The following is a 19,212-nucleotide window of genomic DNA, read 5'->3' on the forward strand; positions in this document are numbered from 1 at the left end:
CACCCACCGTGAAACGGAAGAAAGGTGCGCGCGACCGGAGGGAGGCTCGCAGGGCGTATCTGCTGCTGCTGCCGACGGCGGTCCTCCTCGTCCTCATCATCGGGTACCCCACCGTCTGGGCACTCTTCCAATCGCTGTTCTCGGACAACCTCAACGGGAGCACCGCCTTCATCGGCCTGGAGAACTACGCATCGGCCTTGTGGGGGCAGCAGTCGCCTCAGTTCTGGCAGGCCGTCGGCGACAACCTGTTCTTCGCCGTCGTGTGCGGGGCGATCGAGCTCGTGCTCGGCATCGGCATGGCACTGCTCCTGAACGGCCTCGTCCGGTTCCGTGGGATCGTCCGCAGTTTCGTGCTGCTTCCGTGGGCGATCCCCACGGCGGTCGCCGCGGTGCTGTGGCAGTACATGTTCCAGCCAACGGGCATCGTGAACGCGATCCTGGGCCACGAGATCCTGTGGACGGCGGGGGAGTGGACGCCGCGGATCGCGATCGTGATGATCGATGTCTGGAAGACGACTCCGTTCATCGGGCTGCTCGTGCTCGCGGGCCTCCAGGTCATCCCGGGCGAGATCTACGAGGCCGCCAAGGTCGACGGCGCCGGCGCGTGGCAGCGGTTCCGGCTGATCACGCTCCCGCTGGCGAAACCGGCCATCCTGGTCGCGCTGCTGTTCCGCATCCTCGACCTGCTCAGGATGTACGACGTCCCCTCCATCCTCACCAATGGGGCGAACAACACCCAGACACTGTCGCTGTTCACCTACCAGAACGCCATCTCGGAAGTGAAGACCGGCTATGGGTCGGCGCTGTCGACATTGACCTTCATCATCATCTTCCTGGTCGCGTTCCTCTTCATCAGGATCACGGGGGCGCGAGCCATGAACGCTGGAGGGCCGAGAAAGTGACAGCTGCGTTGTCTGCTGCGCGCATTGCGGAGCGCAGCCGTCCCGTCGTCCGGACAGGACGAGCGAACCGGATGCTGAAGGGTCTCGGTCTCCTGCTCGGGCTGATCCTGATCGGCATCTGGTGCTTGTTCCCGGCGTACTGGATGCTCGTGTCCTCCCTCAAGGGTCCGCACGACATCTTCAACAACTCCCTCCTCCCGCTCCACCCGACGCTGGAGAATTTCGCGACGATCTTCGGACCGAGCAACTCGTTCGGTCTGGCCATGAGGAACAGCGCGATCATCGCGGGGAGCACGACGGCCATCGCACTGGCCGTGGGCACGACGGCCGCGTACGCGCTGGCGCGCTACCGGTTCCGGCTGCGGCCAGGAGTGATGATCGCCATCCTGTGCGCGTCGATGTATCCCGGGATCGCACTGCTGACGCCGCTGTTCCAGCTCTTCACGCAATACGGATGGATCAACCAGTTCCAGGCGCTCATCATCCCGGACATCAGCTTCAGCCTGCCGTTGTGCATCTGGATCCTGACGACGTTCTTCCAGCAGATGCCGTGGGAGCTCGAGGAGGCCGCTCTGATCGACGGGTGCACCGACGGGCAGGCGTTCAGGAAGATCGTCCTCCCCCTGGCCGCGCCCGGTGTGTTCACCGCTGCGATCCTGGTGTTCGTCGCGGCCTGGAACGAGTATCTGATCGCAAGCGCGATGTCGATCAGCATCCAGACCCAGCCGGTGACGGTGGCGATCGCCAAGTTCGCGGGAGTGTCGCAGTACGACCAGCCGTTCGGCCCGCAGATGGCGGCGGGCGTCGTCTCCACGTTGCCGCTGGTGATCCTGGTGCTCCTCTTCCAGCGGCGGATCGTCAGCGGTCTGACCGCGGGCGGCGTGAAGTAGGCGCGCGTGCGCGTCGTGGTCGCCCCCGACTCGTTCAAAGGATCGGCGTCGGCGAGCGCGGTCGCTGCGGCCATCGGGGAGGGGTGGCGCAGCGTGCGGCCGCAGGACACGGTCCGGCTCCTGCCGATGGCCGACGGGGGTGAGGGCACACTCGACGCCCTCGAGGCCGCGGTGCCGGCAAGCGAACGGGTCCGTGTCCGGGTGAGCGGCCCGGACGGCCGGGACGTCGTCAGCTCGTGGCTTCGTCTGCCCGACGGCGCCGCGGCAGTGGAGCTCGCTGCGACGAGCGGCATCACGCTTCTCGAGCGGCTCGACCCGCTGGGCGCCCACTCGATCGGATTCGGGCAGGCGATCGCCGCTGCACTCGATGGGGGTGCGACCCGCCTGCTGCTCGCGATCGGCGGCAGTGCCTCCACCGACGGTGGCACGGGTGCGCTCGGTGCACTCGGGGGGAGATTCCTCGATGCTCGCGGGCGGCCCATCCCGCCTGGCGGTGGCGGCCTCGCCGTCCTGCGGCAGGTGGAGTTGAGCCGGTTGCGAGCTCTGCCCCGGGGGGAGCCGTGGTGCTGGGCGATGTCACGAACCCCTTGCTCGGTCCCGAAGGAGCCGCGGCGGTGTTCGGTCCGCAGAAAGGTGCGACCGGTGACGACATCGCCGTCTTGGAGGCGGGGCTCGCGCGGCTCGCTGCTCTGCTCGGCGTCGACCCCGCGAGTCCCGGCGCCGGAGCGGCCGGCGGCGCGGGGTACGGGCTGCTGGCGTGGGGGGCGAGGTTCACCGCGGGGGCGGAAGAGGTCGCGGCCGCCATCGGACTGCCCGCCGCGCTTCGCGATGCCGACGTCGCGGTCACGGGCGAGGGCCGGTTCGACGGGCAGACAGGGGCGGGGAAAGCGCCCGGCTACGTCGCTGAGGGCGCGCGCTCGGCGGGCGTTCCCGCGCTGCTGATCGCGGGACAGGTCGCGGCTCCCCCCCACCCGTGGTTCGCGGACGTCGAGTCGCTGGAGAATCGCGCGGGGAGCGCCGCTGCGGCGATCCGCGATCCCGCTCGCTACCTCCACGAAGCGGGGGCTGCTCTGGCGCGGCGAGCGTAGGCTTCGCGAATCGCCTCCCTCGCCCTGTGCCGGGCGACGTTGGTGGTCGACGCATTCTGCGCCATCGATTTGTGAGTTTGTTAGGACAAAGTTTACACTCAGATCGACACCGCCCTCGCGACGAAGGAGTCACCCCGCATGACCGAGCACGCGCCGTACGACCTGATCACGGTCGGCCGCATCGGCGTCGACCTCTATCCGCTGCAGGACGGGGTCGGCCTGGAGGACGTGCAGACGTTCGGCAAGTACCTCGGCGGCAGCGCGACCAACGTCGCCATCGCCGCGGCCCGGCACGGGCTGCGCTCGGCCGTCATCACGGCGACCGGGGACGACCCGTTCGGGCGGTTCGCCCGACGCGAGCTGCGACGCCTCGGAGTCGACGACCGCTTCGTCGGCACCGACCCCACGCTGAAGACGCCGATCACCTTCTGCGAGATCTTCCCTCCCGACCACTTCCCGCTCTACTTCTACCGGGATCCCATCGCCCCCGACCTCGCGATCACGGACGAGCAGCTCGACCTCGACGCCATCGCACGGGCACGCATCTTCTGGGCCACCGTCACCGGCCTTTCGCGCGAGCCGAGCCGCACGACCCACCACGCCGCGTGGGAGGCACGCGGCCGGGTCCCCCTCACCGTCCTCGACCTGGACTACCGGCCGATGTTCTGGGACTCGCCCGGGGCGGCGACGACGGAGGTGGGGCGCGCACTCGAGCACGTCACGGTCGCCGTGGGCAACCGCGAAGAGTGCGAGGTCGCGGTCGGTGAGACCGACCCCGTCCGTGCGGCCGACGCGCTCCTGGAGCGCGGCGTCGAGCTCGCGGTCGTGAAGCAAGGCCCCCGCGGGGTGCTCGCCAAGACGCGCACCGAGACGGTCGAGGTCCCGCCCTACGCCGTCCAGGTGGTCAACGGCCTCGGCGCCGGCGACGGCTTCGGCGGCGCGCTCTGCTATGGGCTGCTGCAGGACTGGTCGCTGGAGCGCGTCGTCCGCTTCGCCAACATCGCAGGCGCCATCGTCGCGACCCGGCGTGAGTGCTCGACCGCGATGCCCACGACCACCGAGGTCGAGAATGTTCTGAAGGGACTCGAACGTGTCGACGGCTGAAGCCTTCGCCCGCCTCCGCGAGCTCCGGCTCAGCGACCCGGACGCCATCCGGGTCGCGCTGGACGCGCGCGCACGGCGGCCGCTGGTCCAGGGAGACGGGAGGCTGTTCATCGTCGCGGCCGACCATCCCGCCCGCGGGGCGCTGGGCGTCCGCAACGACGGCATGGCGATGGCCGACCGGTACGACCTGTTGCAGCGCCTCATGCTCGCGTTGTCCCGTCCGGGAGTGGACGGCGTGCTCGGCACCCCCGACATCGTCGACGACCTGGCGCTGCTCGGCGCGCTCGACGGCAAGGTCGTGGTCGGATCGATGAACCGCGGGGGCCTGCGCGGCTCCGTCTTCGAGATGGACGACCGCTACACCGGCTACGACGTCCCCTCCGTTCTACGCGACGGACTCGACGCGGCCAAGCTGCTGCTGCGGGTGAATCTGGAGGACCAGGCGACCGTCCGGACCCTGGAGAGCACGGCGGACGCCGTGACAGCCGCGGCAGGCGCTCGGCTCCCCATCATGCTCGAGCCCTTTCTCAGCCGCTGGCGCGACGGCCGGATCGTCAACGACCTGACCCCGGACGCCGTGATCACCTCGATCGCGATAGCCTCCGGGCTCGGATCGTCGTCGGCGTACACCTGGCTCAAGCTGCCGGTCGTCCCCGAGATGGAGCGCGTCATGAACTCCACGACACTGCCCACGCTGCTGCTCGGAGGCGACACCGACGCCGCGCCGGAGGAGACCTACGCCGCCTGGGCCGCAGCCCTCGAGCTCCCCGGAGTGCACGGGCTCGTCGTCGGTCGCACCCTCCTCTATCCCCAGGACGGAAATGTCGCCGCAGCGGTCGACACCGCCGCCTCGCTCGTCCACGGACGCTGACAGCCGCAACGACCACCGAAGGAACGCCATGACCACCACCACCCTGCCCGTCGTGCCCCACTGGATCGGCGGCGCCGCCCACCCGTCCACGAGCGGTCGCACCGCCCCGGTGTTCGATCCCGCCCTGGGCGTGGAGACCAAGCGCGTCGCCCTGGCCGACGCCGCCGAGATCGACGCGGCCGTCGGTTCGGCCAAGGCCGCCTTCCCGGCATGGTCGGGCCTGTCGCTCGCCAAACGGCAGGCGATCCTGTTCCGCTTCCGCGAACTGCTGGATGCGCGCAAGGGCGAGCTGGCCGAGATCATCACCAGCGAGCACGGCAAGGTCCTCTCCGACGCGCTGGGCGAGATCAGCCGCGGACAGGAGGTGGTCGAGTTCGCGACCGGCCTCGCCCACCACCTCAAGGGAGAGTTCTCGGAGGAGGTGTCGACCGGCGTCGACGTGTACTCCACGCGCCAGCCGCTCGGCGTCGTCGGGATCATCTCACCGTTCAACTTCCCGGCGATGGTCCCGGCGTGGTTCTTCCCCATCGCGATCGCCGCGGGCAACACCGTCGTGCTGAAGCCGTCGGAGAAGGACCCGTCGGCCGCGATCTGGCTGGCGGAGCTGTGGAAGGAGGCGGGCCTCCCGGACGGCGTCTTCACCGTCCTCAACGGGGACAAGGAGGCGGTGGACGGTCTCCTCACCCACCCCGATGTCGCCGCGATCTCCTTCGTCGGCTCCACCCCGATCGCCCGCTACGTCTACGAGACCGGCACCAGACACGGCAAGCGCGTGCAGGCGCTCGGCGGGGCGAAGAACCACATGCTGGTGCTCCCGGACGCCGACCTCGACCTGACGGCCGACTCGGCGATCAATGCGGGATTCGGTTCGGCGGGCGAGCGCTGCATGGCGATCTCGGTCGTGGTCGCCGTCGAGCCGGTCGCGGATGCGCTCATCGCGAAGATCGCCGAGCGGATGGCCGCCCTGCGCATCGGCGACGGCCGCCGCGGCTGCGACATGGGCCCGCTGGTCACGAAGCAGCACCGCGACAAGGTCGCCGGCTACATCGACATCGCGGAGGCGGACGGCGCCACGGTCGTCGTCGACGGCCGTACGGTGGACCCAGACGGCGATCCGAACGGCTTCTGGCTCGGCCCGACCCTCCTGGACCGCGTGCCGACCACCTCCCGGGCGTACACCGAGGAGATCTTCGGCCCGGTGCTCGCAGTCGTGCGCGTCCCCTCCTACGAGGCCGGTGTCGAGCTGATCAACGCCGGCGCGTTCGGCAACGGCACCGCGATCTTCACGAACGACGGCGGCGCCGCCCGGCGGTTCCAGAAGGACATCCGGGTCGGGATGATCGGCATCAACGTGCCGATCCCGGTCCCCGTTGCGACGTTCTCCTTCGGCGGCTGGAAGGACTCGCTGTTCGGCGACACGAAGGCGCACGGCAGTGAGGGCGTGAAGTTCTTCACGCAGCTGAAGGCGATCACCAGCCGGTGGCTCGACCCCTCGCACGGCGGGATCAACCTCGGCTTCCCGGAGAACGACTGAGACGGGAGGGCACGAGGACGATGGCCGAGCGCAACGAGTGGTTCTTCCCCGGGGGAGCCTGGGCGATGGCCCGTGGGAGTCGGTGGTCGACTCCTCTCTCTCCGGTTGGATGCACACGGGCCTGCGCGTGGTGGAGCTCGCCGGCGAGTCCGTCGAGCTCGCCGCGGGCGGCATCGAACGCATCGTCGTGCCCCTCGCCGGGTCGTTCTCGGTGGACCATGAGGGAGGCAGCACGCTCCTCGCCGGCCGGTCGAGCGTCTTCGACGGTCCGACAGACGTGCTCTACGTCGGCGCGGGGGAGGGCCTCAGCATCCGCGGCACCGGTCGGGTCGCGGTCGCGGAGGCGCCGACGGAGATCCGCAAGCCGTCGGTCCACATCCCGCGCGAGGCGGTGCCCATCGAGCTGCGTGGCGCCGGGGCGGACACCCGGCAGGTCCACAACTTCGGCACGCCTGCGGCTCTCGACGCCGCGTCGCTCATCGTCTGCGAGGTGATCACCCCTGCGGGCAATTGGTCGTCGCATCCCGCTCACAAGCACGACGAGCACGTGGACGGCCACGAGTCGCAGCTCGAGGAGATCTACTACTTCGAGTCCGCGCCCGCCCGTGGCCTGAGCGCTCCGGCCGGTCACGACGCCTTCGGCAGCTTCGCGACCTACGGTTCCCCCGCGGGCGCCATCGAGACGAACGCGCTCGTGCGCACCGGCGACATCGCCCTCGTGCCGTTCGGATACCACGGGCCGGCCGTCGCACCGCCCGAGTACGACCTCTACTATCTCAACGTCATGGCGGGTCCGGGCGAGGAGCGCGTCTGGCTCGTCAGCGACGACCCGCGCCAGGCATGGCTGCGCGACACCTGGGCGGCGAAGCCGCAGGACGGACGCCTGCCGTACCTGCCCGCACCCACCGCCACGAACCACGGAGGAGACACGCGATGACCACCCTCAGGATGACCGTCGGCCAGGCGCTCGTCGAGTTCCTGGCGAACCAGTGGACGGTCGACGGCGACGTGCGGGAGCGGACGGTGCCCGGGATGCTGGGGATCTTCGGGCACGGCAACGTCGCAGGCCTCGGCCAGGCGCTGGCCCAGGCGAACGCCCTCGACCCGCGGCTCATGCCCTACTACCAGGCGCGCAACGAGCAGGCCATGGTGCACCAGGCCGTCGGCTTCGCGCGCATCCACCGTCGCCGGGCGACGCTGGCGTCGACAGCGTCGGTCGGCCCCGGCGCGGCGAACATGCTCACCGGTGCTGCGCTCGCGACGGCGAATCGCCTGCCGGCCCTGCTGCTGCCCTCCGACACCTTCGCCACCCGCGTCGCCGACCCCGTGCTGCAGCAGCTGGAGCATCCGCATGACCCCGGAATGCAGGTGACCGACGCCTTCCGCCCGGTGTCCCGGTTCTTCGACCGGGTGCAGCGGCCGGAGCAGCTGTTCTCCATCGCGCTCGCCGCGATGCGCGTGCTCACCGACCCCGCCGAGACCGGCGCCGTCACCATCGCGCTGCCGGAGGATGTGCAGGCCGAGGCGCTGGATGTGCCGGTCGAGTTCCTGCAGCCGCGCGAATGGCGCATCCGGCGTCCGCTGCCGGAGGGGTGGGCGCTCGAGGCCGCGGCCAACGCGATCCGCGGAGCGAAGCGTCCCTTCATCGTCGGCGGCGGCGGTGTGCTCTACTCCGGCGCGGAGGATGCCCTGCGCGCGTTCGTCGAGCAGACCGGTATCCCGGTCGGGACCACCCAGGCCGGCGGAGGATCCCTCGACTGGGACCACCCCCAGTACCTCGGCGGTGTGGGAGCGACCGGCACGACGGCCGCCAACCGCCTCGCCGCCGAGGCGGACGTCGTCATCGGCATCGGCACCCGCTACAGCGACTTCACCACGGCGAGCCGGACGCTGTTCCAGCACGCGGACGTCGCCTTCGTGAACATCAACGTCGCCCCCGTCGACGCGTACAAGCACGGCACGGACCTCCCCGTGATCGCCGACGCACGGGAGGCGCTCGACGCCCTCGGCGGAGCGCTCGCCGGGACCGCTGTGGAGCCCGGATACCGCTCCCGCATCGCCCGGGAGAAGCAGGAATGGGATGCGATCGTCGACAGGGCGCTCGCCCCGACCGGCGCCGCTGTCCCCGGCCAGCCCGAGATCATCGGCGCCGTCCAGCTCGCCACCGGGCCGCGCGACGTGGTCGTGCAGGCGGCGGGTTCCCTTCCCGGTGACCTCCACAAGCTGTGGCGCGTGCGCGACCCGCTCGGCTACCACGTCGAGTACGCCTTCTCGACGATGGGCTACGAGATCGCGGGCGGGCTCGGCGTGAAGCGCGGGCTGGAGGCGGTCGGCGACGACCGCGATGTGATCGTGATGGTCGGGGACGGCTCCTACCTCATGCTGCACTCCGAGCTGGCCACCGCGGTCGCCGAGGGCATCAAGATCGTGGTGGTCCTCGTCCAGAATCAGGGTTTCGCGTCGATCGGGCACCTCTCCGAGACGGTCGGGTCGCAACGCTACGGCACGCGCTACCGCTATCGCGACGCCGCCGCCGCGAACTTCGAGACCGGAGGCTTCGTGCCGGTCGACCTGGCCGCCAACGCCCGCAGCTACGGCGTCGACGTCATCGAGATCGCGCCGGGCGAGGACGCGATCCCGCGACTGTCGGAGGCTGTCGCGGCGGCCAAGGCGTCCGACCGCTCCACCCTGATCCACATCGAGTCCGATCCCTTCGTGTACGCGCCCGACGGCGAGGGGTGGTGGGACGTGCCAGTCGCCGAAGTCTCGAAGCTGGAGAGCACGCAGGCGGCCCGTGCCGACTACGAGCGTCAGGCGCAGGCGAGGCGGCCGTTGCTCGGACGGGAGGAGAACCGATGAACGTGACCGTTGCGGGAGCCCCGGTCAGCTTCGGCGTCTTCGAGATGACGCCGGAGGGCGCAACGACGCTCTCGGCCGACGACATCCTGGACATCCTCGCCGAGACCGGATACGCGGGCGTCGACCTCGGTCCGACCGGTTTCCTCGGTCGTGGTGGCGTGCTCCGCGACCGCCTGGCGACCAGAGGTCTCGAACTGGCGGGCGGCTGGGTCGAGCTGCCGTTCACGGACGACGAGGCGTTCGCTGCGTCGCTCCCCGACCTCGACGCGGCACTCGCCGTCTTCTCCGAGGCGGCGGATGCGGCACCGCGGAGGCTGCCGAAGCCCACCCTCGCGGACAGCGGGTCGCCGGAGCGCCGGCGCGCTCCCGGCTCGGGCGTCGGCGGTCTCGACCCTGCCGGGTGGGACCGGCTCGCGGCCAACGCCGCGGTCGCGGCCGACCGCGTCCGCTCGGCCGGGTTCGAGCCGACCTTCCACCACCACGCGGGCACCTTCGTGGAATCGCCGGAGGAGATCGAGGTCTTCCTCGACCGGGTGGATGTGGGGCTCACGCTCGACACCGGTCACCTTCTCATCGGCGGAGGCGACCCCGTCGCCGCGTTGACGGCCTGGGCCGGACGGATCAACCACCTCCACCTGAAGGACGTCGACCAGGCCGAGCTGCAGGCCGTCCTGGCCGCGGGCGGCGGGATGCGCGAGGTGTGGTCGTCCGGGGCGTTCGTCGCGTTCGGGAGCGGGAGCATCGACCTGGCCGGGGTGCTCGACGCCGTCGAGGCGATCGGGTTCGACGGCTGGATCGTCGTCGAGCAGGATGTGCTGCCGGCGCCGGACGCGTCCCTGCCCGACTTCCGGCGTTCGCGCGCAGCCGACCAGAAGACCAATCGCGACGCGCTGCGGCCGTGGTGCTGAGAGAAGGAGTTCCCGTGAACGATTCGCCGGTCCGGTTCGGACTGATCGGCAGCGGCCGCATCGGCCAGGTGCATGCCCGCAGCATCGCGGAGAACCCGCGCACCACACTGGCCCGGGTCGCCGATCCCTTCGTCGAGGGCGCTCGCTCGGTCGCTGCCCGGTTCGGGGGTACGGCGACCGACAGCGCCGACGAGCTGCTGGCGTCGGGCGACATCGACGCGGTGCTGGTGGCCTCGCCAACGCCGACGCACGTCCCGCTGATCTCCGCGGCTCTCGACGCGGGCCTTCCGGTGCTCTGCGAGAAGCCCATCGCCCTCGACCTGGATGCGGTCGACGCGCTGAGAGGAAAGGTCGCCGCGTCACCGGTGCCGGTCGTGATCGGCTTCAACCGGAGGTTCGATCCCGCGTTCGCCGAGGTCCGTGCGCGCGTCCGAGCCGGCGAGATCGGGCAGCTGGAGCAGCTCACGATCATCAGCCGCGACCCGTCCGCACCCCCGGCCGACTACGTGGGCATCTCCGGCGGCATCTTCCGGGACATGACCATCCACGACTTCGACATGGCGCGGTTCTTCCTGCCCGACATCGTCGACGTGCAGGCGTCCGGGTCGACGCTCTTCGACGACGGGGCCCGGCAGCACGGCGACTTCGACACCGCCGTGGTGGTGCTCCGCTCCCGGAACGGCGCCCTGGTCACGATCGTCAACTCCCGGCACAGTGCCGTGGGGTACGACCAGCGCATGGAGGCGTTCGGTTCGGAGGGGATGCTCCATGTGGCCAATGCGCCGACCTCGCTCGTCAGCGTGTCCACGGCGACCGCCGTCGAGGCCCGGTCCCCGTATCAGGACTTCTTCCTCGATCGCTACCGGGAGGCGTACGCCGCCGAGCTCGAGGCGTTCGTCTCGAGCGTGCGCGGCGAGTCGGCGGACAGCCCGACCTTCGAGGACGGCCGGGCCGCGCTCGTCCTCGCCGAGGCGGCGCAGCTGTCCGCTGAGACCGGCCGGGCGGTGCCGGTCGACCTCGGCTGAGGAGCCGGGTTCAGCGGTCGACGAGGGTGATCTCGAAGGAGTACAGATCGGGCCGGTAGCAGTGCCGGCCGAACTCGACGACACGGCCGGTGGTGTCGAGGGCGGTGCGCGTCATGGTCAGCACCGCGGCGTCCTTGCCGATGCCGAGGAGCTCGCTCTCGTACGGGGTCGCCTCCCGGGCGCTGATCCGCTGCCGCGCGATGCGCATGTTCACGCCGCGGCGGCGCAGGAGATCGTAGAGCCCGTGCTCTTCGAGATCCGCCGGGCCGATGTCCGTGGAGGAAGTGGGGAGGGTGTTGTCGAGGATGGCCAGCGGCACGTGACGCGCCAGGCGGAGCCGCACCAGATGGAGGACCGGCGCGCCGGGCTCCAGAGTGAGCTGCTCCGCCTCCTCCGCCGTCGCGGGACGCACCTCGTGACGGAGGACCCGGGTCTCGGGCGACTGGCCCAACCGTGACAGGTCCTCGTACAGGCTCGTGAGACCGAGGTCCCGGGTCACGCCGCTCTGCACCACCTGGGTCCCGACGCCGCGGCGCCGGATGAGCAGGCCCTTGTCGACCAGCTCCTGGATGGCGCGCCGCACGGTCGGCCGCGACAGGGCCAGACGCTGGCCCAGCGCGATCTCGTTCTCCAGACGTGCTCCCGGCGGCACCGACTCGTCGCGGATCGCCTGCTCGAGCGCCGTGGCCAGCTGGTGGTAGAGCGGGACCGGACTGTTCTTGTTCAGTGCCGCGAGGAGGTCGGGTGGGAGAGCGACCTCGTCTCGGCTCCCCGCCATGCCCGCACCTCCGAGTTTGTACGGACAATCTTACACCGCTCGGATCCTGTGAGCCGCGACCCGGCGGCCTCGTCGGCGATCAGCACGACGTTCGGATGGGTCTGGAGCACCGAGGCGGGGCAGTCCACCGAGAGCGGTCCCTCGACCGCCGCCCTGACCGCGTCCGCCTTGCGCTCGCCCAGGGCGACCAGGACGATGCGGCGGGCCCGCATGATCGTCGCCAGCCCCTGCGTGAGTGCGCGGGTCGGCACGTCCGCGAGGGACGGGAAGAACCGCGCGTTGTCGAGCCGGGTGCGCTCGCTGAGCTCGACGACGCGGGTGCGCGTGCCGAACCGGGAGCCGGGTTCGTTGAACCCGATGTGCCCGTTGGAGCCGATGCCGAGCACCTGGATGTCGACGCCGGACTCCGCGAGGGCCCGCTCGTACTCGTCGGCGGCCGCTGCGAGGTCTGCGGCCGTGCCTTCGGGGACGTGCACAGCGTCCCGGCGCATCCGCAGCGGGGTCGTCACCGTGCGGTCGATGACGGCTCGGTAGCTCTGGGGGTCGGCGGGGTCGAGGCCGACGTACTCGTCGAGGGCGAAGCCTCGAGCGCGTGACAGATCCAGCTCTCCGCGCTCCACCCGGTGGGCGAGCGCTGTGTAGGCGCCGAGCGGTGAGTCGCCGGTGGCGAGTCCGAGCACGGCGTCCGGCCGCTCGGCCACGACGGCGGCGATCTCGTCCGCGGCGACCTCGCCGACCTCTTCCGGAGTCGGCAGGACGAGCGTCCGCATCACCCGGCCGCCGCGGCGAGCCCGGACGTCGCGGGAGTCCGGCCGAAGAGCTCTGCGAGCTGCGGGTGCGCCTCCGTGTAGCCCTGGAGCAACCGGCGGGCCGTCGGGACGCTCTCCACCAGCGGGTGCAGGGCGAACGCGAGGAGCGCCTCCGACTCGGAACCGGTGAGCGCCGCAGCGATGGCGTGGCGCTCGACCTCCTTCACCTGGGCCATCAGGCCGAGCTGGTGGAGGCTCGGCGCCGGCACCGACAGCGGGTGCGCGCCGTTCGCGTCGACGAGAGTCGGCACCTCGATGACGGCGTCGTCGGGGAGGCCGGCGACCGTGCCGCGGTTGCGGACGTTGAGGATCATCGTCGCCTGCTCGTTGCGCGTGATGGCGTTCATCACGCCGAGCGCGACACCCGCGTAGCCCTGGTCCGCCGGGTCGGAGTCCGACTCGTGGTGGTGCGCCGGCTCGTCCTGGGTGCCGCCGGTGGCCTCGGCCATGTACGACGCGCTGCGGCGGTCGACGGTGCTCCGCCAGAGCGCGGCCTTGTCGTCGGCGTCGCGGGAGAGCGTCCAGAACTCGGACTGCGTGCGGGCGAGGAAGTCGCCGCGCGTCGTGCCCGCGTCGATCATGGCCCGCACGGCGTCCCGGTTGAAGTAGTAGTAGTACAGGTACTCGTTGGGGATGACTCCGAGTTCCCGGATCCACTCGGTTCCGAAGACCTGGCCCTCCTCGAGTTCGCCGAGCAGCCGGTCGTCCGCGATGAACTCGGGGAGGATGTCGCGGCCGTCGTAGTAGACCCCGCGCATCCAGCCGAGGTGGTTGAGCCCGACATAGTCCATGTGGATGCGGCTCTGGTCGACCCCGAGCGCCGCCGCCACCCGCCGTCCGAGCCCGGACGGGGTGTCGCAGATGCCGACGACGCGGTCGCCGAGCACGCCCTGCATGGCCTCGGTGATGATGCCGGCCGGGTTCGTGAAGTTCATGACGAAGGCGTTCGGCGCCAGCCGCGCGATGGTCTCCGCGACGGAGACCATGACCGGCACTGTCCGGAGCGCGTAGGCGATGCCGCCCGGTCCGGTCGTCTCCTGGCCCAGGACGCCCAGGTCGAGCGCGACATGCTCGTCGCAGCGCCGTCCCTCCAGGCCGCCGACGCGGATGGCGGAGAAGACGAAATCGCTGCCGGCGATGGACTCCTCGAGCGAGGTGGTCGTGGTCAGCCGCGGCGCCGTGGGACTGCCGGCGGCCAGCTGCCGCAGGAGCGCCGCCATCGTCGTGAGCTTCTCGGCGTCGACGTCGTAGAGGCTCACCTCGTCGACGCGGGGGCTGCCCGTGTCCCGGAGGATGGCCTGCCAGACGTAAGGCGTGCGGAACCCACCGCCGCCGAGGATGCTCAACTTCATGCGATCACGACCTCTCCGCCGCTCGCGCGGCACATTTCGATTGCTTCCTCCGGGGCGCCGTCGGTCGTGACGAGCACGTCGACGTCGGAGAGCTCGCACACGCGGAGCGCGCCCGTGCCGGGGAATTTGGCTTCGCTGGCGAGCAGGACGACCTTGTCGCTCGAGGCGATCATCGCCTGCTTGAGCGGTGTCTCCACGGCCATGTCGTCGACGATCGCGCCACCCGCCCGCACTCCCGTGCAGCTGAGGAACATCACATCCGCGCTGATCTGCTGAAGCGACAGCGCCGTGATGGAGCCGACGAGGGTGCGCATGTTGCGACGGAGCACTCCGCCGAGCAGCACGACGCGCACGCTGGTGTCGTTGCGGAGTTCGTCGAAGACCGCGAGGTTCGAGGTGACCACCGTGACGTCGCGGCCGCGCAGCATCCGCGCGAGGAACGGGGTCGTCGTGCCGATGTCGAGCAGGACCACGCTGCCGTCCTGCACGTAGGGGAGGGCCGCCTTCGCCACGCGGACCTTCAGGTCGATGTCGGCGCTGTCGTCGTACGGCGTCTCGGGTGACTCGGCGCCGTCCTGCACCGTCATGCCCGACCGCAGCACTGCGCCGCCGTAGCTGCGCGTGAGCTCGCCGTTGCGATCGAGGATCTCGAGATCCCTCCGGATCGTCGACGGGCTGACGCCGAGCGTCTCGGCCAGCTCGGGGACGCTGGCGGCCCCGCTGGCGCGCAACTCGTTGAGGATGCGCTGGCGCCGTTCATTCACGATCATGCTGGACACGATAGCGAAATCTGCTCGAAATACGCAAAGATGCGCAAACTTGGTCAAACCTGTGCAGGAGTGTTACGGTGTCCCGCATCCCGTCCGGAGTAGTACGAAGGAGTGAACCGTTGCATCACCGTTTGTCCCGACCCGGGGTCCTGCTCTTCACCGGGGATGTCTTCTGCGACCTGATCTTCGCGGGCGCCGATGTCCCGGTCCTCGGGCAGGAGAAGTACGCGGACCGCTTCGGCATCGCCGCCGGCGGCGCTGCGATCCGGGCGGTGGCTGCAGCGCGTCTCGGCGCGGACTCCCGGCTGGTCGCCACCATGGGCGACGACGTCATCGGATCGCACATCCACGCGGCACTCCGCTCGGAGGCGAACCTCGATCTCGACGAGCTTGTGACCGTCGCGGGGTACCAGACCCCGATCAGCGTGGCGATCTCCGGGCCCCACGACCGCGGCTTCATCTCGTACGTGGAGGAGCACCCGGCCGCGATCCCCCAGCGGCTCGACGACGTGGCCGCGGTGCACCTCGGCCTCGCGGACGCCGCCCAGCCGTGGGCGCTCCAGCTGCGCTCGAGGGGAGCCGTGATCGTCGGCGGTGTCGGGTGGGACGCGAGCGGCGAATGGTCCACCGACCTGCTGGCCGAACTGGACAAAGTCGACGTCTTCATCCCGAACCACGAAGAGGCGATGGCGTACACCCGCACATCCGACCCGGTGGCAGCGGCCCGCGCCCTTGCCGATCACGTGGGCCTGGCGGTCGTCACCCGTGGGGCGGGCGGCGTGCTGGCCGTCGACTCCGCGAACGGCGAGGAGGCCGAGGTGCCGGGCATCCAGGTCGCGGCGGTCGACCCGACGGGCGCCGGCGACGTGTTCACCGCCGCCCTCATGACCTCCTTCGGCGAGGAATGGACCCTCGCCGAACGGCTCCGGTTCGCCACGGCCGCCGCCGCCTACTCGGTGACGGGACTCGGTGGCAGCGCGAGCGCCGCGACCGCTCAGGAGCTCATCGGCTTCGTCGAACGACGGGCCGGGGACTTCGACTGGGACTTCCTCCACGACTGGATTCGGCGAGCGCCACTCCAGCAGACCACGGCAACAGAAAGGTAAACCATGAAGAAGCAGTTCACCGCCCTAGCGGTCGGCGCGCTCGCCGCGGCGACCGCGGTACTCCTGGCCGGGTGTGCACCGGGGTCGTCGGGGGGCGGCTCCGACGCATCCAAGACCACGGCGTCCAAGACGGTGGAGTCCGGGAAGTACACCCTGACCGTCTGGGATCAGAACAACACCGGCGACATCGACACCGCACAGAAGAAGCTCAACGCCGCGTTCGAGAAGAAGTACCCGAACATCACGATCAAGCGGAACAGCCAGTCGTTCTCCGACCTGAAGACGACTCTCAAGCTCGCGCTCTCGGGCAACAACCCGCCGGACGTGGTGCAGGCCAACCAGGGCTACCCCGACATGGGCGCATTCGTCTCCGGTGGCATGCTCGCCCCGCTGAACGACTACTCGTCGCTGTACGGCTGGCGGGACTACTTCCCGTCGAATCTCCTCGCCCTCAACACGTTCAGCTCCGACGGAAAGCACTGGCAGACCGGCAACCTGTACGGGGTCTCCAACACCGGTGAGTTCGTCGGGGTCTACTACAACAAGAAGATCCTGAGCACGCTGGGCGTCGATGCGCCCAAGACGCTCGACGACCTGACGGCCGACATGGCCAAGGCGAAGGCCGCAGGCATCGAGCCGATGGCGTACGGCGACCTGGAGAAGGTGCGCGGCATCCAGCTCTACGGTGTGGTGCAGGCCGCCACGGCCGGCGCGACGGCCGTGCAGAACCTCGTCTCCGCCAAGTCGGGCGCGTGGACGGACAAGGCCAACGTCGACGCCGCCGCGACCATCCAGGACTGGTCGCAGAAGGGCTACCTGCCCGCGGACGCCAACGGCATCTCGCAGGATGCGGCTGTCGCCGACTTCGGCAAGGGCAAGGCCGCCTTCATCATCGACGGGACCTGGGACATGTCGACGATCGGGCAGGCCCTCGGCCAGACGAACGCGGGGATGGCGGCCCTCACCCCGGCGGGCGCCTCCGCGCCGGCGACCCAGGGCGGCGAGGGCCTCGCGTGGGCGATCACGTCGAAGTCCGCCCACCCCAACGCCGCAGCGGCCTACATCGACTTCATCTCGGGCCGTTCCAGCGCTCAGACGATGATCGACGCGAACAGCCTGCCGACCGTCCTGCCCGCCGACCACAAGGCGGAGGCCGGATCTTTGCAGGCGAGCGTCTACGATCAGTACACCTCGCTGAGCGCGGGCAAGAGCATCGTGCCGTACCTCGACTACACCACTCCGACGTTCTACAACACGCTGACGGCGGCGATGCAGGACCTCACGGCCCAGAAGTCCACTCCGCAGCAGTTCACCCAGACGCTGCAGACCGACTACTCGGGCTTCGTCTCCGGAAACAAGTAATGGCGCAAACCCTCACCGCGACTGCCACCGACGCCCCGCGCACCCGCGCGCGGCGCCGGTGGCAGCCCGCCGCGTACCTGTACATCGCGCCGGCCGTGCTGGTGCTGGCCGCCTTCATCGTCGTGCCGCTCCTGCAGACCTTCCAGTATTCCTTCTACGACTGGAACGGCATCGGAGCCTCGGCCTGGGCGGGGCTGAAGAATTATGCGGCCGTGTTCACCGACGTCCCGCTGCGCGACTCGTTCCTGCACGTGTGCGTGCTCCTCCTCTTCTATGCGGCGCTGCCGGTGATCCTCGGCCTCGCGCTGACGATCGTGCTCTCGCACGCCAACCGGCTTCGCGGGATGGGCTTCTTCCGGACCGTGCTTTTCCTCCCGCAGGTGATCGCGTCGGTGGTCGTCGGCACGATCTGGGTGTCGATCTACGCACCTCACGGCCTGCTGAACCAGGTGCTCGGGATGGTCGGCCTCGGCGATCTGGCGCGGGCGTGGCTCGGCGACTACGCCTTCGCCCTGGTGGCGATCGGCTTCATCGGCACGTGGGTGAACACCGGGCTGTGCCTCGTCCTCTTCCTCGGTGGTGTGCAGAACATCGAGGCGTCCGTCTTCGAGGCCGCGCGCATCGACGGCGCGGGGCCGCTGCGCGAGTTCTTCGGCGTCACGCTTCCGGCGTTGCGGGGGCAGATCGCCATCGCGCTCACCCTGACTGTCACCGCCACGCTGAAGACGTTCGACATCGTCTACATCACCACCCAGGGCGGCCCGGGGACCAGCACGAGCGTGCCGGCCTTCGAGGCCTTCAACCGCGCTTTCAATACCGGGCAGGTCGGCTCCGCCGCGGCCGTCGCGATCGTCCTGACCGTCCTCATCATGGTGATCTCCTGGTTGATCACCCGACTGCAGCCGAAGGAGACCGCATGAGAATCGGCAGGGTCGAGAAGACCGTCGACTACGTGATTCTCAGTGTCTTCGCGCTGTTCGCGCTGCTGCCTCTGGTCGGCGTGCTGTTCTCGTCGGTGATTCCCCCGGCCGACAACACCGGCGGATTCCAGCTGCCGCGCACGCTGCGCCTGCAGAACTACACCGACGCGTGGACTGAGGGCCACTTCTCGTCGTACATGGTCTCCAGCGTCCTGGTCGCGGTGGCCGTCGTCGCCGTCACCTTCGTCCTGGCGACCCTCGCGGGCTATGCGTTCGCGCGCATGACCTTCCCGGGCTCGGGGATCCTCTTCTTCGTGCTGCTCGTGGGACTCATGCTCCCGGAGGAAGCGTTCATCATCCCGCTGTACTTCAACCTCCGCACGGCGGGCCTCACGGACACGTACTGGGCGCTGATCCTGCCGCAGACCGCCCAGTCTCTGGGCTTCGCGGCGTTCTGGATGCGCAACCACTTCCGGTCGTTCCCCGGCGAGATCATCGAGGCGGCCCGGCTCGACGGCGCCACCGACCGGCGGCTGCTGTGGCGGGTGCTCGTGCCGGCGTCGTGGCCGTCGATCGGCACGATGGCCGTCCTGGTCGGCATGTGGACCTGGAACGAGTTCCTGATCCCGCTCGTGATGATCACGCAGGACCAGCTCCGCACCGCTCCGCTGGGCCTCGCCTTCTTCCAGGGGCAGCACATGACGAACTACTCGCTGCTCTCGGCGGCCGGCATCCTGATCGCTCTGCCGATCGTCATCCTCTACCTCGTCCTGCAGCGACGGCTCATCAGCGGTATCGCGGGCGGCGTCGGCACGCGCTGAGCCGCGGAACGGTCACTGCGTTGCGCTGGCCGGCGCGGTCACGAGCTTCGGTGAGAATGGGGTCGGCCGGTAGCCGATGAGTAGGGGCAACGAATGAATTTGCGCACGTCTGC

Annotated in this window: 17 protein-coding genes and 1 pseudogene; 14 read left to right on the plus strand and 4 right to left on the minus strand. The window is 70.0% G+C overall.

Features of this window, described 5'->3' with window-relative positions:
* The first annotated feature begins 8 nt into the window (after positions 1–8).
* The 10 genes and pseudogenes from ACR9Y5_RS01675 (at position 9) to iolG (ending at position 11,181) form a co-directional block, all read left to right on the plus strand.
* A complete protein-coding gene (locus tag ACR9Y5_RS01675) occupies positions 9–902 on the plus strand; it encodes a carbohydrate ABC transporter permease (RefSeq protein WP_481296320.1) in 894 nt (297 codons plus the stop codon).
* 71 nt (positions 903–973) lie between these two features.
* The gene (locus tag ACR9Y5_RS01680) at positions 974–1,792 is read left to right on the plus strand and encodes a carbohydrate ABC transporter permease (RefSeq protein WP_481296321.1); all 819 of its coding nucleotides are present in this window, start codon (positions 974–976) and stop codon (positions 1,790–1,792) included.
* 6 nt (positions 1,793–1,798) lie between these two features.
* A pseudogene (locus ACR9Y5_RS01685) lies at positions 1,799–2,880 on the plus strand (glycerate kinase).
* Positions 2,881–3,018: 138 nt separating this feature from the next.
* Positions 3,019–3,984, plus strand: coding sequence for a 5-dehydro-2-deoxygluconokinase (gene iolC / locus ACR9Y5_RS01690; RefSeq protein ID WP_481296322.1), 966 nt, complete (start codon positions 3,019–3,021; stop codon positions 3,982–3,984).
* A complete protein-coding gene (locus ACR9Y5_RS01695) occupies positions 3,971–4,855 on the plus strand; it encodes a class I fructose-bisphosphate aldolase (RefSeq protein WP_481296323.1) in 885 nt (294 codons plus the stop codon). Before iolC ends, ACR9Y5_RS01695 begins: the two co-directional genes overlap by 14 nt.
* Before the next feature lie 28 nt (positions 4,856–4,883).
* Positions 4,884–6,389, plus strand: coding sequence for a CoA-acylating methylmalonate-semialdehyde dehydrogenase (locus ACR9Y5_RS01700; protein WP_481296324.1), 1,506 nt, complete (start codon positions 4,884–4,886; stop codon positions 6,387–6,389).
* A gap of 82 nt (positions 6,390–6,471) precedes the next feature.
* Positions 6,472–7,326 carry a 5-deoxy-glucuronate isomerase gene (iolB, locus tag ACR9Y5_RS01705; protein ID WP_481296325.1) on the plus strand — a complete coding sequence of 285 codons (855 nt, stop codon included), beginning with the start codon at positions 6,472–6,474 and terminating at the stop codon, positions 7,324–7,326.
* A complete protein-coding gene (gene iolD / locus ACR9Y5_RS01710; protein WP_481296326.1) occupies positions 7,323–9,248 on the plus strand; it encodes a 3D-(3,5/4)-trihydroxycyclohexane-1,2-dione acylhydrolase (decyclizing) in 1,926 nt (641 codons plus the stop codon). The genes iolB and iolD overlap by 4 nt, the downstream gene beginning before the upstream one ends.
* Positions 9,245–10,156, plus strand: coding sequence for a sugar phosphate isomerase/epimerase family protein (locus ACR9Y5_RS01715; RefSeq protein WP_481296327.1), 912 nt, complete (start codon positions 9,245–9,247; stop codon positions 10,154–10,156). Before iolD ends, ACR9Y5_RS01715 begins: the two co-directional genes overlap by 4 nt.
* A 14-nt stretch (positions 10,157–10,170) precedes the next feature.
* Positions 10,171–11,181: an inositol 2-dehydrogenase gene (gene iolG / locus ACR9Y5_RS01720; RefSeq protein ID WP_481296328.1), complete on the plus strand. Its 1,011-nt coding sequence runs from the start codon at positions 10,171–10,173 to the stop codon at positions 11,179–11,181.
* Between the two features lie 10 nt (positions 11,182–11,191).
* On the opposite strand, the gene ACR9Y5_RS01725 is transcribed toward iolG, so the two are convergent.
* From ACR9Y5_RS01725 to ACR9Y5_RS01740, 4 genes are read right to left on the minus strand one after another with little or no spacing between them, the layout of a single operon-like run.
* Positions 11,192–11,959 (minus strand): GntR family transcriptional regulator, encoded by a 768-nt coding sequence (locus ACR9Y5_RS01725; protein WP_481296329.1) that lies wholly within the window; start codon positions 11,957–11,959, stop codon positions 11,192–11,194.
* On the minus strand, positions 11,905–12,729 hold the full coding sequence (locus tag ACR9Y5_RS01730; protein ID WP_481296330.1) for a glucosamine-6-phosphate deaminase: 825 nt from the start codon (positions 12,727–12,729) through the stop codon (positions 11,905–11,907). Before ACR9Y5_RS01730 ends, ACR9Y5_RS01725 begins: the two co-directional genes overlap by 55 nt.
* Positions 12,729–14,120: a 6-phospho-beta-glucosidase gene (locus tag ACR9Y5_RS01735; RefSeq protein ID WP_481296331.1), complete on the minus strand. Its 1,392-nt coding sequence runs from the start codon at positions 14,118–14,120 to the stop codon at positions 12,729–12,731. Before ACR9Y5_RS01735 ends, ACR9Y5_RS01730 begins: the two co-directional genes overlap by 1 nt.
* The gene (locus ACR9Y5_RS01740; RefSeq protein WP_481296332.1) at positions 14,117–14,890 is read right to left on the minus strand and encodes a DeoR/GlpR family DNA-binding transcription regulator; all 774 of its coding nucleotides are present in this window, start codon (positions 14,888–14,890) and stop codon (positions 14,117–14,119) included. Before ACR9Y5_RS01740 ends, ACR9Y5_RS01735 begins: the two co-directional genes overlap by 4 nt.
* 131 nt (positions 14,891–15,021) lie before the next feature.
* On the opposite strand from ACR9Y5_RS01740, the gene ACR9Y5_RS01745 reads away from it, so the two are divergent.
* Genes ACR9Y5_RS01745 through ACR9Y5_RS01760 form a run of 4 tightly spaced genes read left to right on the plus strand, consistent with a single transcriptional unit; the run spans position 15,022 to position 19,099 of the window.
* The gene (locus ACR9Y5_RS01745) at positions 15,022–15,996 is read left to right on the plus strand and encodes a carbohydrate kinase family protein (RefSeq protein ID WP_481296333.1); all 975 of its coding nucleotides are present in this window, start codon (positions 15,022–15,024) and stop codon (positions 15,994–15,996) included.
* Between the two features lie 3 nt (positions 15,997–15,999).
* Complete coding sequence (locus ACR9Y5_RS01750) at positions 16,000–17,358, plus strand: extracellular solute-binding protein (protein WP_481296334.1); 1,359 nt, start codon at positions 16,000–16,002, stop codon at positions 17,356–17,358.
* The gene (locus tag ACR9Y5_RS01755) at positions 17,358–18,278 is read left to right on the plus strand and encodes a carbohydrate ABC transporter permease (RefSeq protein WP_481296335.1); all 921 of its coding nucleotides are present in this window, start codon (positions 17,358–17,360) and stop codon (positions 18,276–18,278) included. The genes ACR9Y5_RS01750 and ACR9Y5_RS01755 overlap by 1 nt, the downstream gene beginning before the upstream one ends.
* Positions 18,275–19,099, plus strand: coding sequence for a carbohydrate ABC transporter permease (locus ACR9Y5_RS01760; RefSeq protein WP_481296336.1), 825 nt, complete (start codon positions 18,275–18,277; stop codon positions 19,097–19,099). The genes ACR9Y5_RS01755 and ACR9Y5_RS01760 overlap by 4 nt, the downstream gene beginning before the upstream one ends.
* Positions 19,100–19,212 lie beyond the last annotated feature (113 nt).

The sequence above is a fragment of the Leifsonia sp. KNZ13-11D genome (assembly GCF_056754895.1).